This window comes from Paenibacillus peoriae, from assembly GCF_022531965.1.
Taxonomy (GTDB): domain Bacteria; phylum Bacillota; class Bacilli; order Paenibacillales; family Paenibacillaceae; genus Paenibacillus; species Paenibacillus polymyxa_D.
Genome location: NZ_CP092831.1, coordinates 1832299 through 1849150 on the forward strand (window position 1 = coordinate 1832299; position 16852 = coordinate 1849150).

Annotated in this window: 16 protein-coding genes; 9 read left to right on the forward strand and 7 right to left on the reverse strand. The window is 47.9% G+C overall.

The genetic code is table 11. The features are described from left to right. Positions 1-234 precede the first annotated feature (234 nt). From MLD56_RS08285 to MLD56_RS08295, 3 genes are read left to right on the forward strand one after another with little or no spacing between them, the layout of a single operon-like run. Positions 235-459, forward strand: coding sequence for a spore coat associated protein CotJA (locus tag MLD56_RS08285; protein ID WP_029516595.1), 225 nt, complete (start codon positions 235-237; stop codon positions 457-459). Between the two features lies 1 nt (position 460). Beyond that, entirely contained in the window at positions 461-910 is a 450-nt protein-coding gene (locus tag MLD56_RS25990; protein WP_029516596.1) for a spore coat protein CotJB, read from the forward strand. Between the two features lie 45 nt (positions 911-955). After that, positions 956-1525 (forward strand): manganese catalase family protein, encoded by a 570-nt coding sequence (locus MLD56_RS08295; RefSeq protein WP_029516597.1) that lies wholly within the window; start codon positions 956-958, stop codon positions 1523-1525. 249 nt (positions 1526-1774) lie between these two features. On the opposite strand, the gene MLD56_RS08300 is transcribed toward MLD56_RS08295, so the two are convergent. Then, positions 1775-2845: a glycosyltransferase family 2 protein gene (locus MLD56_RS08300; RefSeq protein WP_029516598.1), complete on the reverse strand. Its 1071-nt coding sequence runs from the start codon at positions 2843-2845 to the stop codon at positions 1775-1777. A 429-nt stretch (positions 2846-3274) separates the two neighbouring features. Between MLD56_RS08300 and MLD56_RS08305 the strand changes: the two genes are divergently transcribed. From MLD56_RS08305 to MLD56_RS08315, 3 genes are all read left to right on the forward strand, one after another. Then, positions 3275-6091: a bifunctional glycosyltransferase/class I SAM-dependent methyltransferase gene (locus MLD56_RS08305; protein WP_029516599.1), complete on the forward strand. Its 2817-nt coding sequence runs from the start codon at positions 3275-3277 to the stop codon at positions 6089-6091. Between the two features lie 25 nt (positions 6092-6116). Further along, positions 6117-6779, forward strand: coding sequence for a class I SAM-dependent methyltransferase (locus MLD56_RS08310; protein WP_029516600.1), 663 nt, complete (start codon positions 6117-6119; stop codon positions 6777-6779). An 84-nt stretch (positions 6780-6863) separates the two neighbouring features. Then, positions 6864-7565 (forward strand): HAD family hydrolase, encoded by a 702-nt coding sequence (locus MLD56_RS08315; RefSeq protein ID WP_029516601.1) that lies wholly within the window; start codon positions 6864-6866, stop codon positions 7563-7565. A 103-nt stretch (positions 7566-7668) separates the two neighbouring features. Here the strand turns inward: MLD56_RS08315 and MLD56_RS08320 are convergent, their stop codons facing one another. Genes MLD56_RS08320 through MLD56_RS08345 form a run of 6 tightly spaced genes read right to left on the reverse strand, consistent with a single transcriptional unit; the run spans position 7669 to position 14430 of the window. Next, a complete protein-coding gene (locus MLD56_RS08320) occupies positions 7669-8859 on the reverse strand; it encodes a YheC/YheD family endospore coat-associated protein (protein WP_029516602.1) in 1191 nt (396 codons plus the stop codon). Continuing rightward, the gene (locus MLD56_RS08325; protein ID WP_029516603.1) at positions 8841-9356 is read right to left on the reverse strand and encodes a GNAT family protein; all 516 of its coding nucleotides are present in this window, start codon (positions 9354-9356) and stop codon (positions 8841-8843) included. The genes MLD56_RS08320 and MLD56_RS08325 overlap by 19 nt, the downstream gene beginning before the upstream one ends. A 16-nt stretch (positions 9357-9372) precedes the next feature. Then, positions 9373-10482, reverse strand: a complete 1110-nt coding sequence (locus tag MLD56_RS08330) for a YheC/YheD family endospore coat-associated protein (RefSeq protein WP_029516604.1) — start codon at positions 10480-10482, stop codon at positions 9373-9375. Continuing rightward, positions 10479-11849: a YheC/YheD family endospore coat-associated protein gene (locus MLD56_RS08335; protein WP_029516605.1), complete on the reverse strand. Its 1371-nt coding sequence runs from the start codon at positions 11847-11849 to the stop codon at positions 10479-10481. The genes MLD56_RS08330 and MLD56_RS08335 overlap by 4 nt, the downstream gene beginning before the upstream one ends. Before the next feature lie 12 nt (positions 11850-11861). Next, positions 11862-13016: a YheC/YheD family endospore coat-associated protein gene (locus MLD56_RS08340; protein WP_029516606.1), complete on the reverse strand. Its 1155-nt coding sequence runs from the start codon at positions 13014-13016 to the stop codon at positions 11862-11864. 43 nt (positions 13017-13059) lie between these two features. Further along, on the reverse strand, positions 13060-14430 hold the full coding sequence (locus MLD56_RS08345; protein WP_029516607.1) for a YheC/YheD family endospore coat-associated protein: 1371 nt from the start codon (positions 14428-14430) through the stop codon (positions 13060-13062). Between the two features lie 162 nt (positions 14431-14592). On the opposite strand from MLD56_RS08345, the gene MLD56_RS08350 reads away from it, so the two are divergent. The 3 genes from MLD56_RS08350 (at position 14593) to MLD56_RS08360 (ending at position 16828) form a co-directional block, all read left to right on the forward strand. Continuing rightward, entirely contained in the window at positions 14593-14937 is a 345-nt protein-coding gene (locus MLD56_RS08350) for a YlbF/YmcA family competence regulator (protein WP_013309578.1), read from the forward strand. 72 nt (positions 14938-15009) lie between these two features. Then, positions 15010-15294 (forward strand): hypothetical protein, encoded by a 285-nt coding sequence (locus MLD56_RS08355; RefSeq protein ID WP_029516608.1) that lies wholly within the window; start codon positions 15010-15012, stop codon positions 15292-15294. A 199-nt stretch (positions 15295-15493) separates the two neighbouring features. Then, positions 15494-16828 carry a DRTGG domain-containing protein gene (locus MLD56_RS08360; protein ID WP_029516609.1) on the forward strand — a complete coding sequence of 445 codons (1335 nt, stop codon included), beginning with the start codon at positions 15494-15496 and terminating at the stop codon, positions 16826-16828. Positions 16829-16852: the final 24 nt, after the last annotated feature.

Sequence of the window (16852 nt, forward strand, 5' to 3'; positions counted from 1 at the left end):
ATCCACAGAGATAGGTAAGATCAGTTCAGGTATGTAAGTTATTATAGTGTGCTGAAGCAAGAACCTTTAGATCCACGTTACCGTGGTTTTAAAGGTTCTTTTTGATTAGAAACAGTTTTATAGTTATTTTTTTTGAACAATTATTTTTATCTGTGATTTTTTGTTCGAGACTTGGGCGATGCGGCATATGTTGAATAGTAAAGCAGATGGATCAACCAAAGGAGGTCCCGGCCCGTGAAATTTCCACAGCAAGGTGAGTATGCCCCGTTTGTCGGCCCGTTCGATCCGTGTCCGCCCGTTCTGTGCAAGACTTATGTGCTTCCGCCAAACTTGTTTGTGCAATTTCAGCCCCCTGGTCTACCGCAATTCAGTCCAGATGAGGCGCTGACGAAGGGAACGCTATGGCCTTTGCTTTACAGCCCTTATGAGCCTAGAAGAAACCAGGGGGGAGGCGAATAGAATGGAGAATCCAAATCAGGGTCAGTCCCCATTCCAATTCCAGCAGCAAAATCAGCATGAGAGTGGACAGCAACAGCCGAATCCATATCAAAGCCCTTATTCAAATCCGTATCCATACCAGAACCAGTATCAGAACCAAACTCAGGGCTATAGTCAAGCCGGAAACCCGACCCAAGGCTGCACGCCCCAAACCAAGCCGGGGGATGCCCAGTTTTATGCGTTGCTGGAGAAGCTCCAAGCGGTGGATTTTGTGTTGGTGGAGCTGAATTTGTATCTGAATACGCACCCAGATGATTTACAGGCCATCGAGCAGTTCAATAAGCTGACGCAGGAAAGAACGGCGATTGCTAACGAGTATCAGATGCTATATGGGCCTTTACAAAATTTTGGTCGTGCCTATTCCAAGTATCCTTGGGAGTGGAGTCAATCCCCTTGGCCGTGGCAGGTCTAGGCAGGTACAACCTTTTAACAACCTTTTATAAAGGAGGGGACATGAATGTGGGTATATGAGAAGAAATTGCAATATCCCGTACGTGTCAGCAAATGTGATCCTCATATGGCCAAACTGCTTATGGAGCAGTATGGTGGAGCGGATGGCGAGCTGGCAGCGGCATTGCGCTATTTGAATCAGCGATATACGATTCCCGATAAGGTGATTGGTGTACTGAACGACATAGGCACGGAGGAATTTGCGCATCTCGAGATGATTGCGACTATGATTTATAAGCTGACCAAGGATGCGAGCGTGGAGCAAATGAAGGCTGCCGGTCTGGGTGAATATTATGCGGCACACGACCATGCGCTATATTATCAAAACGCTGCTGGAGTTCCTTTTACAGCGGCTTATATTCAAGCCAAAGGCGATCCTATTGCTGATCTATATGAGGACATAGCGGCAGAGGAAAAGGCTCGAGCTACATATCAGTGGCTGATTGATCTGACAGACGATGTGGATTTGCAAGATAGTCTGAAGTTTCTACGTGAACGTGAAATAATCCATTCGCTCCGTTTCCGTGAGTCAGTGGAAATTTTGAAGGGGGAAAGAGACCGGAAGAAAGTGTTCTGATAAAATGATATACGAGGTCTCTTGGTGAGCTTAAGCTTGCAGGAGACTTTTTTTCTTTTGAAGTAATCTAAGCTAATGAAATGGTCCTTCCCGAGGAGCAGCAATGGGCATTTATATATAAGAGGGGGTAAAAATAAAAGCCCCGAAAAATTGCAGGCTGTCCGCCGGGTATCGTGCCGAGCACATATCGGCATGATGACTAAGGTCGGCTACATTGAACGACCTTTCCCCGGCGCGTCTTTCTCATCCCTATTGCTTCAGTTGTGCGAAATACTTCTCGTTATATAAAACACTTGGATGAGTAGGGTGGTGCAACTGAGCTATGCGATGATGCGATTTTGCCTTTTCGATGTCACCGATTCGGTCGTAACACAGGCATAATTGCAAGTGTGGAAACCAGGTATAGTACGACGAATTGGTTAGGGCCATCACATCTTGTGGAGGCTCTATCAACGTTGCCTGGTGAAACCAGTAAATGGCTTGAGTATACTGTTCGTCTTCAATCAACAAATTGCCAAAGACACAGCAGAACTGGGCGCGTGGTACATCAAGGTTAAGTGTGCGAAGCAGAGCCATACGCTGCTCCTGTTTTTGACCCTGGTGGGCGTAGCAATCCGCTAGCTTAAAGCAAGCAGCAATCCGATCCTCAATCCATCCTTGATCGAGTCCCAGATAGTGCTCGTACTGCTGGATGGCTTCTAGTATGCGTCCGTTATCATATAGTTCATTTGCGAAGTAGTAGTGATCTCGCTCAGAAAATGCAGTGCCTTGCTCCCGATGCTTGAGATATATATGCAAATTACGATCAGTGTAGGCACGTGTCTTTTTATGAGTCACCGCTATATTACTGTGAAAGGTGCTGCCAGTCACATGCAGGAATTCGTGCACAAAGCCGATCCATCTGAATCTTCGATCACGCCGCACAATTCGGTTTCTTTTGAGCTTATACAACGGCTGTCCTTGTTCATCTACAGACAGCACATAATCCATCGTAATGCTGTCATAGGAGAGGGTGGCTTGTTTCTTCCAGTTGAGAAATGATATTCGGTCTTTTTCTTCCAGTATGTCATCAGCGTCCAGCCAAAATTGATATTCTTGCGTTGCCTGATCAAACGCATAATTGCGGGCTGCAGAGAAATCATCGCACCATTCAAAATGGTATACCCGAGCATTGAACGATGCAGCGACCTCTTGAGTACTGTCAGTGGAACCAGTATCTACGATAATGATTTCATCTACCAGGTCATGGACTGATTTCAGACAGGTATGAAGGGCTTCTTCTTCATTTTTGACAATCATACATAAGCTGACAGTTACCATGCTCTTTGTCCCTCCCAAAAAACTTGGTATAATCTCCATTTTATTAGGATAGCTTGCTCATTATGTAGTAATTCCGAGGGCTCGTTGAGAGGATGGTGATAATCATAAATTCAGTCTTGCTCTAATAAATTAGAAAATCAAAGTCTGATATGAGGGGGAGGAGATTGTGCGAAATTCGATATTATCAAGCGACCGGGAAATAAATTTGATGGCTAAATGTAGTTAGAAAACGGGTGGAAAACTGAAAAAGAGTAGTTGTTTGGATGGTAAGATTGTATTTTTGTATGGATGTCGTTTTCATTGATATTTCCAGGTGCAAGTCCATTCATACTACGCTCACTCCCATATCGCTCGGTTGCAATTATGGTATGCCTTAGGATATGGAGGGGGAACGGTTATGAGGCTTCTGCCTGATGGAGGCGTTGAATCATGCGTATACTAATCGGTAGCCCGGTGCACCAGAAACCGGAAATATTGTCTTTATTTCTTCAAGCTTTAGAGCGACTGGAGGCACCTGATGTGCTGCCCGATTATTTATTTGTCGATGATAATGACAATCCGACTTCAAGCCAATGGCTTGCCGATTTTTCCAATCGGCTGCCGGGCAGGGTTTTGCCCTTGTTAACAGGTCCACAGCAAGTGGAGAACCGAAGTGATGAGCACACTCATTATTGGCCGCCAGCTCTCGTCTGGAAAGTGGCCGACTTCAAAAATCGTCTTATTGATTATGCACTTCAGCATAATTATGACGCGCTGTTTTTAGTCGACTCAGACCTGATTCTCCATTCCCGTACCTTATGTAAGCTGGTGGAGGCGGAGAAGGATATTGTATCTGAGATTTTCTGGACACGCTGGCAGCCGGAGGGGCCTCTATTGCCTCAGGTGTGGGTTAGTGATGAATATAATTTGTTCCATCGTGAAGAAGGCGAAGTGTTGTCGGCAGAGGAGCGAGCACAACGCGAGTTGCATTTTATACACCAATTGCATGTTCCTGGTTTGTACGAAGTGGGGGGGCTAGGCGCTTGCACCCTAATCCGCAGACGTGCACTGGAAGCAGGGATTCACTTTGGTAAAATCAAAAACGTTTCCTATTGGGGAGAAGATCGACATTTCTGTATTCGGGCAGCTGCATTTGGATTTCCACTTTTTGTGGATACACACTATCCGGCGATGCATCTGTACCGGGAAGCGGACAGAATGAAGGCAGAGCAGCTACTATTCACCCTAAATTATTTTACAACGAGCGCTGTTCATACGGACCAATCAGAACATTTAGCATATCTAAATCACTCCGATACTTCTACTAACTCGCCTGCCTTGAATCCTTCTGCATCATCAAGTCCCTCTAAGTTCCCTGAACCTCCTGTTATACCGTATGACCTCCGTGAGTCAGCTGTCTTTGCCAAGTACACGGCAGATTCTTTTGTTATACCACAAACGTTCCCTGGTCCACGACAAAGTGAACTTCATACGCCGCCTGTCTCCAAACCCAAATTGACGCTGACCATGACGGTATACAATGAGGCAGATCGCAAACTCATTGACGTGTTGCGGAGTCATCGGGAATATATTGATGAAGCGGTCATTATTGATGATGGCAGTCAGGATGATAGCGGAGAGCTGTGCCGTGAGATCCTAAAGGGAATTCCATTGCGTTTAATACGCAATGAAACAGCTTCTTTTAGCAATGAATTGGAGCTGCGTAAGCAGCAGTGGAGAGAGACGTTGGCTTCTTTTCCGGAATGGATATTAAACATGGATGCTGACGAAATGTTCGAATCCCGTTTTGCTCAAGGGGTACATTCTTTGTTAGCGGGAACGAAAGCGGATACGATTTGTTTCAGGTTGTTTGATATGTGGAATTCCACGCATTACCGCGATGATGATTATTGGCAGGCTCATCAGTATTACCGTCCTTTTTTAATTCGATATAAGGAAGGGTTCTCTTATAAATGGAAGGAGCAGTCCTTGCACTGTGGGAGATTTCCCGAAAATGTGCTTGACCTTCCCAGTGAAATCAGCAACTACCGCATCCAGCATTGGGGATGGTGTACACCTGCTATCCGCATGGCCAAATTTCAGCGATATCAGTTGCTTGACCCAAGTGCTCGTTATGGCTGGAAAGAGCAATATGAATCTATTTTGGACCCGAACCCCCGACTCACGCTTTGGGTAGATCATGACAACATAAATGCAGAAAAAGAAACTGCACCAGAGTATGAAGCTACCCATGATGTGAACGCCATGGATGTTGCCGAGATTTCGAGTGTCCAGGTTATGAATAATTCCGATCTACAAATTAAAAGTGAGACAAAGGACGTACTTTATAGTAAATGTAAACTGTGTGGTTCGTCTGACACGGGAGTATTTCATAGCTATGAACGCTTTACCTTGATGGGATGCGGCTCCTGTGGCTTGGTTTTTCGTAATGATGTGGATCATATACAGCCAGAGGATATGATTGCAGAGATTTATAATGCCGATTGGGTTGCTATGCGGGATAGTGCAATAGCGTCAACTTATGGGGATCATGCCCTTTTTGGACTCATGCTACTGGATATGTTCAGTTCCGGTAAAGGAAAATTGCTTGAGATTGGATCAGGTACCGGAGAATTTATCCATGCTGCCCTTCAAGCCGGCTGGGATGCAGTGGGCATTGAACCTTCCATAGACTCGCGTGCTTACGCCAAACACAAATATGACGTGGACTTATTGCCGGGTTACTGGAACGGTGAAACCGAAGAAGATACTCAAACCGATGAAGCATGTGATATACAGGAATTGAATGAAGCACAAGAAATACAAGAAGCAGAAGAAGATACTGAATTACCACTGGATCACAAATACGAGGCCGTAGCATGCTGGCATGTGCTGGAGCATATTGCGGACCCTGTTACATTTTTGACAGATTTACGCGAACAGCTTCAACCTGACGGGACGTTATATATTACGGTGCCCAACAAAAACTCGTTCACCAATGAGGCTTATGGCGTTTATTCACCTTTATTTACGGAGGAAGATCATTTATATCATTATTCTGAGCATACGCTGGCGCTCTTACTGGAAAAGTCTGGGTTGCGCTCGATGGCTATGTTCACCCGCCAGCTTCCCTCTGGTTTGGATGCCTTGCTGCAAGCCCATCCTTTGTACGGTGATCTTGCCTTTACGGAGCAAATGGGATTGCTGGCTAAACTTCAAGGCGAGAAACGGGGTCATGAACTGTGCTGTGTCGCAAGAGTAATTTAATCATTTCCAAAAGGAGGCAGTATCCATGAACATGTCCGACCCGTATCTGTCTCGCTTTTTTGTATATTCTGATCCCAACTCCTCCAGCATGATTTACAGACTCCCCCAAAGCTGGTGGAGTCGCCCCTATGAGTATGAGTGGTGTCTTCAATTTATGTCCGGTCAAGATACGGTGCTAGACGCAGCATGTGGAATCCCACATCCATTCAAATTTGAGTTGGCCCGCCGTTGCGCTCAAGTCTATGCCTGCGATCTGGATATACGGATCGTTTCCGTGGATGCCATTTTGGCCGAGGTGCGGCGGGATATCGGAGAGGAGGCAGCCGAGCGCATTCAGGAGATTTTACCGGTTCGGCTCCACTCCGCACATGCCAATCTGACGGCTCTGCCCTATGAGGATGCCAGTTTTGACAAAATTGTATGTATTTCAGTGCTGGAGCATTTAACACCTGACGAATCTTTGGCAGCTTTACGTGAATTTCACCGGACCTTACGCGATGACGGAATGCTTCTGCTGACGTTTGATTACCCTACAGTGAACCTATCGGCGATGGAGCAATGGATAGAGCAGACGGGATTCTCGTATTGGAATGGTGTGGATCGCAAGCTTCCAAGGGGTGCTTTACACACGGATATGTGGGGCGGTTTGCATTGTTTCAGGACTGTTTTAAAAAAATATAAGAGTTAGCGGTATGCGCAATGAGGTTTACACGGACCTCTCTTATTGCTTATCATGAGAGGGGTTAGAGTTGTAAACCTACATAGGAAAGGAATGACTGATAACTACATGAACAATGCACCTGTGTTGAAGAAACCTGAGGCAATGGTATTTGATATGGACGGTACACTTTTTCAGACGGAGACGCTATTGCTTCCTGCGTACCACAAGCTGTTTGATACGCTGCGCGCCGAAGGGCTTTATGAAGGAGAGACTCCTCCCGAGGAGCTTATTTTGAATAGTTTAGGCATGCTGCTGGATGAAATCTGGAGAAGAGTGATGCCGGAAGCTAGCGAAGCTGCCCATAGAAGAGCGGACGAGCTGCTGCTTCAGCTGGAACTGGAGGGATTGAAGAGCGGAAGTCATGCCCTGTATCCACATGTAAAGGAAACACTCCAGGCCCTTCATGAGCAAGGTGTCCGATTGTTCGTAGCTAGTAACGGACTGGAGGACTATGTAAAGGGGATCGCTGCTGCGTATGAAATGGTTCCCATTTTTGAAGGACTGTACAGCGCTGGGGAGTACAGCACGCTCTCCAAAGTGAAATTACTGGAAATTCTGTTGAGCAAGCACGATATTTCGAACGTATGGATGGTAGGAGATCGTTCCTCAGATGTGGAAGCAGGCAAAAAGAACGGACAGACGGTGATCGGTTGCGCTTATGCTGGATTTGGTGTGAACGATGAGTTGAAGGGGTCCGATGCGATTATTACAGACTTTACGCAACTGCTTACACTTTATAAAAACGCTGAGTAACTGTGAAACACAGGTTATTGGTTATAAATAGGCTCGACGCACCATATAATTAAACATGCTGGTACTGTCGGGCAGATGAAAAAAGGAAAGGAAGGCAGCCACTTTACGTGGAGCCTTCCTTTGTCTTATTCTCTGTCTTATTCTCTGCTTTATCTTCTGTTTTATCTTCTGCTTTGTGGTCAGTCTGAGGCTTTGGATTAATTTGTGTGTGGTAGACCCACAAGGCATATTCCATGGGCTTGGCGATGGAGCGGCGATAGGTTTCTTTTTCGCCAATACGTGAAAAGACCTCACGGGCTGGCTTCGGGTTGACTTCCAGCACGTATATATGACCGTGTTTATTAATTGCCAAATCGAGTGCAAGCTCACATAATGCTCCGTAGCTTTCTTCCAGATACGCAGCGATGTCCAGTCCGAGTTTTTCCCCTTGCTTGATGATTTTCTCTCTATGGCTTTCATCACGAATCCATTGCGTTAGCAATTGGCTCATCGGTACCGCCTTGCCTCCACCATGCAGGTTGGAAGTGACACTCCGATGCGCCCCGATTCGCCCGGCGCATCCGGTTAGCTCCCATACTCCTTGGCTATTTTTCTGTACCAGCATACGGTAATCATGGACTCTGCCATTCGGCAACTGCACAGGAATGCCTTCCTGAACAATGTAGTTATCCATGTTCCAGCTGCTCAGACGCGGCTCCAGACGGTCTAGACGTACCCGCTGCTGGGGAATAATATGGCGTTTGCGATTGCGGCCCTCAATCAGATACAGGCCTCCTTGCTTGTTAACAGGTTCAATACGTAAAATACCTCGGCCTCCCGTACCGTTAATCGGCTTGAGGTAGACTAGTGAATTCTGTTTGAGCATCCGTTTGACACTATGAAATCCACTGAACAGCTCTGTTGCAGGCAAATGGGGGCGAAAGGCAGACCTTCTCGCAAGCTGCTGATGAATGACCCATTTGTTACTCAGCGGTCGGTTTAAATATACAAGGTCTGTGTATTGCAATCGGAACTGCTTCAACTGACGATATCGCTCACTGCGCTGTACCCGGCAACGGTCGAAAATCATATCTGGGAACTCTCGCCACTTTCGGCTCCATTTGCCGCTGTGTGGATCATAGATTTGGGCAAGGAGCAGCCTGCGATCCTTATGGACATCCGCAGGAGTGAATACATACATATCCAGTCCCAGCCGTTTCCCTTCTGCAATCATGCGCTCATATATGTCGCGTTCCTCCAATTGCTTCTTGTTGTTCAAATACAAAGTCATGATGCCTAGGACAGGTTTTGGCACAGCATTCCACCTTCCTCTGCCGTCTGCTTATCTTGGGATAACTCTCCGTGAAATATCAGCGTGGGTTTCCCGGTCGGTCCAGTCGTCATTTCATGCGCAATAAGCCCAGCGCGGAAACAGGTTTTGAGACTGGACATATTGTCGGCGGCTACGCTGCACGTCAGACGGCGCAGCTGTTTGAGCTGGGCGGACAGCAGTCTAGCGCCCAGTCTGCGGCCCCGGTAAAGCGGACGAACAATTACGATGCAAGCATCCTCCCCGTAATTCAGAGCGAGGGAAAATCCGGCAATCCGCAGCCCCTTCTCCGTGCGCACAAATGCGCACAGGAGGGAGGAGCCAGGGGTGTTCAATTGCTCGGGCGTTAAAACGGCCAACTGCCGCAGAGCATTACGAGTAATGCGCATGCCCCCTGAGCTGCGGGCCAAAAACAGCAACTGTCGTCGTCTTAGCAGCCAGCTCCGGGCAGGCAAATGTTGAACATCGCTAATTTGCGGCATGATTCCACTTCCTTGATCATGATTTCATTCGTCCGGCCAAAAAGGAGCTGTACTGGAATATGCGTCTAAGCGACTTTTGGCGGATTTCCGGCTCGTCAAATTTCATCGGTTTGGCATTGGCCTCAAAAAACCAGAGGGTTCCGAGCGTATCCACGCCCAAATCCATGGACATTTCGCCATGAGAAAGACCGGATGCGCGTTCAATTTGACGTGCAATCTGTATGGCTGTACTTTTAACTTTGTTCAGTAGATCCGTGCTGTCCTCAGGCCCAAACAGTGAGGACAGTAGCTTGAAAGGGTCCTCTACACTCCCGCCACGCGGGACATGTGTGGTAATGCTCCCCTTACCGGCCAGTCTGGCACCGACTCCGGTGATACTCCAGGAGCCACGGATATTTTTTTGTACCAGGATACGCAGATCGAAGGGTTTTTTCTGATAGGTTGCCAGATCGATACCCTGTTGAATGATATAAGGTGAGTTGCCTGCTTCCCGGCGGATACGTCCCCACAGCCGGGATAGCGATACAGATCTGTAGGTTACACTTTTTTTGTCATGCTGAATGGTCAGTCTGTAAGCCATTAGATGGTCTGGGAGGAATTTAAGAATCATAATCCCCTTTCCGGCCTTACCGTTTTCCGGCTTGAGATACAGGTATGGATACGTAGACAGCATTTTTCCTAAGGAAGACAGGTTGCTTAACCGTTTGGTTGCCGGAACAAGCTGACGAGTGGTTTCCGAGGTACGCAACCACTTGAACAGTTCCCATTTGTTAAAAAAGCCTGGATTGTACAGCTCAATGCCCGAGGCATGTGAAATTTCATCCAACTTTGTGCGCACAGAGGTTTTAAGTTCATAATTACGGTTGGGGATGCGATTATAAATGACCTGTGGAGGTGGGAAATCCTGTTCCTCCCACGTCTGTAAGCTCTTGTTGAAGACATAGCCCTTAATCGTCTCATCTGCCAGTTTCAGGTCCCTGACGGTAACAATGTACACCTGATATCCCATCCGTGTTCCCGTTTCAAGAATATCCCTGAAATTGCGCTGATTGCCCTTGAAAAATTGCCCTTCGTCGTGCACTGTCAATACAGCAACGACTGGCTTATGCTCCGCCCGGGTATTCATAGTTCCTCTTTTCTGCGGAATTTACTGAGGTAAAGACAGTGGTCCAAAATATGCTCCACGGATGCTTTACCCTCCGCACGCAACGATGGATGCTGAAAAATGGATCGGCCTGGCTTGGAGTTGGCTTCAAACATCCATACCTTTTCATCCTGATCAATGCCCAGATCAAAACCGATTTCACCCAATAGATGCTGGTGATGGTGTTCAATGGCTTCAGCGAGTGTAACTGCTACGTTCTTGGCACGTTGAAGCACTTCACCCGCCCGGTCTCCGAATACCCGGTTCAACGCCTGTTCAGGTGTCATAAGAGAACCGCCATTTTTGATATGGGTTGTGACACTGCCACGTCCGGCTTTTTTGGCTCCAATGCCGACGACGACCCACTGATTATTTCCATTTTTATGCATGTGAAACCGGAAATCAATCGGGCAATTGTCAATCTCGATCAGCTGGATACCCTGTTGAATGACATAACCCTTTAACATCTGTCCCTGATTGGAGTGAAGCATCCTGAGCATGGAATTAAAAGAGGCGAATTTTAGCAATACATTGCTACTTTTCTTACGGTACCTCACATAATATCCTTGCTTGGGAACATGGGACAGACGATAGATTCCTTTACCGAGACTGCCTCCACTTGGCTTGTAATAAGCAAATTGATGTCGCTCCAGCATACCTCGGATACGTTCAGAGCTGGGATTCATATATGATTCAGGGACATAGCGGTTAACATCTGGGTTATTCTCCAGCAGATTATAGATATCGGACTTATTGAAAAAGCTCCAGTTAAAAAAGGGAATTCGTTTGCGGGAAAAGCGTTCGCGTAGTTGATTGATCGCCGGGGAAAAATCAGAGCGACGGCTCGGCAAACGGTTATAGATCACGTCCGGCAAAGGTACAAGTTTACGTGTGAATTCCCCGCTGGATGACAGAAAATAGCCGTTAATCGTATCATTTTGCCAGTTGATATCCCGAGGGGTGAAGGCAAAAATATAAGATTTTTTGCTGCCTTCCCTCAGCAGTTGCTTAATAAAGCCTGTGCGCGATCCGAAAGGGCGAGTGGTGGAGGTGGTACCGTCAGACAGCACGCCAATCAACGGCCCTAGCTGTATATCACCATCCAGATTCCGCAAATAGATGGCCCCGCTTTTGGGAACACGGATTGCATTACGTAAGCCGGAGGTCAAGTATAGATGGCGTCCCGCCTTCTGAATTGGTTTTACTGTAGCGGGAATCTGATCCTTACCGAGCCGCAGACGAACGGACTTGGCTCCGGATAATTTAAGGCTTTTCAACAAGGCAGTGGATATATACGCCACCTTGTCGGGCTGCTGTGAGAAATGCACATTGCAATGCGTTAAACTCATCTGTTTATCCTCCTATACCGTATGTTCAAGGGAGGCGCCCGCGCCCTTTGGCCCTGTCGCTTTGGAATGGGTCATTAAATATCGAGCATATTCGAGCGGGCGGTTGACCGACTGGAAAGCGCACTCCGGCTGACGGGTCTGAAAAAAGGCGGCCCGACCAGGTCGGGAATTAACCTCCAATAGCCAGATGTTCCCGCTCTGGTCAATACCGTAATCAATTCCCAACTCGCCAAGGCGGCCATAACGTTCCTCAAGCGCCCTGGTAATGGTCGAGGACAGCGCCCTCATCTGCCCGATGATGAGACGCGTGGTGTCCGCGCCAAATTGTTCACGAAGGTATGGCTCAGCCGGATGGGCTTCGCCCCCACCGTGCAGATTAGAAGTCAGAGTTCCTTTTCTGCCTTCTCTTACAGCAAAGCCCGTCAGGCGCCAATGGCCGTTGCCATCCTTTTGCATGAGTGCGCGAACATCAAAGGGATGATTGCTTTGGCTTGTTAATTTCAAATAAGGCTGCACGATATAAGCGCGTTTGTGTGCAATTCCGTGGATCCATGACAATCCTGCATCCAATTCGGGAAACAAACGCCGGAACGGACGGTTACGGGAGTCTCTACCCTGTACAAGTAGTCCCTGGCCTCCTTCTGCCAGCCGGAGATACAGTGTGCTCTTGCCATGTGTTCCGGTCTGTGGCTTCATAAACAGCTCCGAATGGCGTCCTAGCCATTCCACAAGCTGGGCCGTGTCCCGGTAAGGCGCCGTAGGCGGCACAAAAGGACGTACTTTATCTACCGCATGCAAAGCGCGATACACCTGCCATTTGCCAGGTAAGTTACGCGACCAGTAGATGAGCTTGCGCGAATTTTGCTCCGCCATGTCTTCCAGTGTGCGCCTGACATTCTGGCTCTCGTGGACATGGAGACAGCGGTTATACACAATATCCGGCAACGGAAAGCGGCCGGATGTCCATACTCCGTTACGATAAACATAACCTCGTATGGAGTGATCTTCAGGTGAAACTCCTTCGACGGTAAACGCCATTACGCTAAGATCAGAGCGCCTGCCCAACAGACTTAGCCTGCGGCAAAAATCGGCTTCGGTAATAGGGGGAGTGGCGGCCTGATTCCGGCTAACAAGCACGCCCAGCGTGCCTGGCACAACAAGAGACACCGACAACAGCTCCTTTGGCAGCCAGACTCTGGAAGAGATGAATTCATTTGAAGCCGGCTGAATAACAGCAGTATTCAATCATTTTTTTAACGGACGGGCGAGTTTTCTGATCATTTAACGGCGTGTTGTCATTCTTCGATGGCTTCGAATTGACCTCCAGCAACCAGATGCGCCCCGTGCTGTCTATTGCCAGATCAATACCAAATTCTGCGAAATGGGCGGGAATTGCTTTTTCTACTCCGCTTGCGATATCCAGTGCTGCTGTTTTGAGAGAGGTATGCCCATTCGATTTAACGGTTGCGGGCAGCGTGGTCTTGGCAAGTGCTTCCTTGACAGTACTCAGCGTGCCGCCTCTTGCCAGATTGGACACAAAGTGGCTTCCTCCGGCGATCCGAGCGACAATGGATGTTACGGTCCAGGTTCCGGACGAATTTTTCTGTACAAGCGCACGAAAGTCGACCGGACGCTTACCGTGATCAATCAAGGTAAGTCCCTGTTGGAGTTGAAAGCGTGTTGTTTTCATTTTTCCCGCCAAGCTTTTGTACAGCTTATCGACGTTGGCATACGTTTGCTTGCGGGGTGTGCCTGCTGTTGTGGATAGCACCGAAAAGGTGCCATCGGTTTGCTTGTTAATGCGCATTATGCCTTTACCCAGGCTTCCGCGCACTGGCTTGAGAAAAACAGCGGGATACTGGTTGCACATTTTTTTGAAAACAACAAAAGTTTGCAGCAAGTGGGACTCGGGTAAATACTTGCGCAGGGAAGAATTTGATTTAAGCGCATCAAATACTTCATTCTTATCCAAAAACTTTTCGTTAAAAATGGTCGTGCCGTACTGCGATTTTACTTCTTTCATGAAATGCTGTACGCTAGTTCTGTTCTCGAGTTTACGGGAGGTAAGACGATTATTGACGACATCGCCGGCGGGCATGACCGTCTTTTTCCAGCCTCCGTCATACACCCATCCCTGAACTCGCCCGGGCTGACTTCCGATATGCTCCGGGGTGAAGAAATACACATATGCTCCTTGTCTGCGGCATTCCCCGACTAGTTCACGGCAGAACAGGGTGATCGACCCGAAAGGCTTGTCGGGCTGTTCGGGATAGTCCCGACTGACCAGCACGCTAATAAGTGGGCCCACTCGAAGTGTCCGGCGACCTCGGCTGTAGGTTACTCGCAGATCACAATTGGCATGAAGCCCCATTTTTCGGGCTAGCACGCTTCCCACACGTAGGCCGCTATAGCGGGGCACCGATATGACGGTAACCTCTTGGCGGAACGAACCGAAGGCGAGCTGAACGGGGTGGCCAGCGGATATTTTCCATTTGCGAAGCAAGGACTCGCCGACCATGAGTACGTCATCCTGCAAGATGCCCGATCCGATGATTTGAATCGTTGTTTTTTTGATGGACATCGTGGATCTCCTTCCGGGCAGCAACTTGATGTCTTGAAAGTAACGGGAAACGTGAATGGGCTGTAATAGCACTGATTCATCATATGAGGACATATATCCCTTGGTGATTGACGGACAATGTGAAATGTTGACACTAAACTTGTATTGGAGGAATAAACAATCATGAACATCTACGACAAAGCCCATGATTTAGCGAAAGCATTGAAGGAAAGCAAAGAGGTAGAGGAAATTACGTCAGCGATGAAGCTGATCGAAACCGATCCAGAAGCCAAGAAAATGCTCGACGATTTCCGTGAACGCCAAATGGAAGTACAACAACGCATGATGAGCGGCGATATGCCAGCACAGGAAGAGATGGAAAAGATGGAGAAGCTGTTCGAGGTGTTAAGTTTGAATCTCAACATCCGTCGCCTGTTCGACGCTGAACGTCGCCTGAGCGTGATTATTGAGGACGTTAACAAAATTATTGCAGACAGCCTTCAAGATTTGTACGGTTCATCTCTGTAAGTTTGTCTCATATTCCTTCCTGTCCTCTCATAGACTAGATACATAGAGTCACAGGGAGAGGAAGGGATACGATTGGGTTCTTTTAAAAGATGGAAACATGGTTTGTATACACTGATTGCGCTGGCTATGGTCTTGGTCGCGTTACCACGCATCTCGCTTGCAGGCGGTTTGAACTGGGTCAACGGCTTTGGGATAGTATGGGTACTTTTTGCGCTGCTAGTCATCGGAGCGAACATGCATTTTTTGCTGGGTGTGGATGAGGAAAAGCGCAAAACGCTGGAGCGTGTACGGCGGGCCAAAATGCAGCAGTGGCAGATGAAATGGGATGAAAAAGCTGACAAAGGCAGCATGCAGTGAGTTTTTTTTCAGCTTGTCTTGGGCTGGCCTACCAGATTACAAATCAATCATAGTAAGAAGCGGTCCTTGTGAAGAGGGGATCGCTTTTTTGCTATTTCCGAAGCAGAGAACTCAAAATGAACAAAGGTCTAAAATAAAGGGTTTTTGTGCTATAATAGATACAGAATGATACAGATTGAACGTTGGGGGTGTAACAGAGTTGGACGGGCTAGATGAAACAGTTACGAAGCATGAGCAGCTATTGCGACATATCGAGCAGTTGAAAATAGGCTCCAAAATTTCTGTGCGCAGGTTGGCTAAAGAAATGAGCGTCAGCGAAGGAACGGCCTATCGGGCCGTGAAGGAAGCTGAAAACCTAGGAATTGTCATTACCAAGGAACGGATCGGAACAGTACGAGTGGAGAAGCGCCCGCGCGGCTTGTCCGAGCAGCTGACCTTTGCAGATGTCGTGAATATTGTAGAGGGACATGTGCTGGGCGGAAGTGAGGGGCTGGAGAAGCCTTTGCACAAGTATGTGATCGGAGCGATGCGCGAGGAAGCTATGGCTCGTTATATTGACGCAGGTAGTTTGCTGATCGTAGGTAACCGTGAGGATGCGCATTCACTTGCATTGGAGCAGGGGGCAGGTGTGCTGATTACAGGGGGCTTCGGTACGAGCCGAGAGGTTAAGCAGCTCGCAGACAAGATCAGTCTGCCAATTATTTCCTCACGCCATGATACTTTTACAGTGGCATCTATGATTAATAGAGCCATATTTGACCGCTTGATCAAAAAGAAAATTATGCTGATTGAAGATATTGCGGCAGGCAAACCGAAAACGTTGACCTTGAAAATCAACAGCACACTTACCGAGTTTGAAGAACTTTCGGTGACGACCGGACATCATCATTTTGCAATCGTGGATGAATGGAATCGTTTAATTGGTATCGTCAGCCGCAAAGATGTGGAGGGGCTTCAACCTGAGCACACGATGGATAAATGTCTGATCCGCAATCCGATAACGGTCACCTACCAGACCTCGCTGGCTTCAGCCGCGCAAATGATGGCGTGGGAAGGTGTGGATTATTTGCCGGTCGTGGACCGCAACCGCAAGCTGCTCGGGTCCGTTACACGGCGTGAGGTGCTGGAGGCGCTGCGTAACGCCCAAAAGCAGCCGCAACTTGGCGAGACGTTCGACCAGCTGATCTGGAACGGGTTTGCTGAGGAGCGTAATGAGGACGGATCGTTATTTTTTCGCGGGTTTATCATTCCGCAAATGGCGACCAATTTAGGTACGATCTCGGAAGGCGTACTGGTCAACGTGATGACACAAGCGGGCTACCGGGCAGCTAGAGACATGAGCGGCAAAGATTATGTGCTGGACAATTTGACGACATATTTTATTAGACCCGTACAGATAGAAGATGCTGTCGTTCTTCGTCCGATGCTGCTCGAGATGAGTCGCCGCACCTGCAAGCTAGAAATTGCAATTTCACGGGAAAATCATTTGGTATGCAAAGCAGTGATGACGCTTCATTCCATTGAACATGGTTAGTCTACAATGGATCGGAGTAAGGTG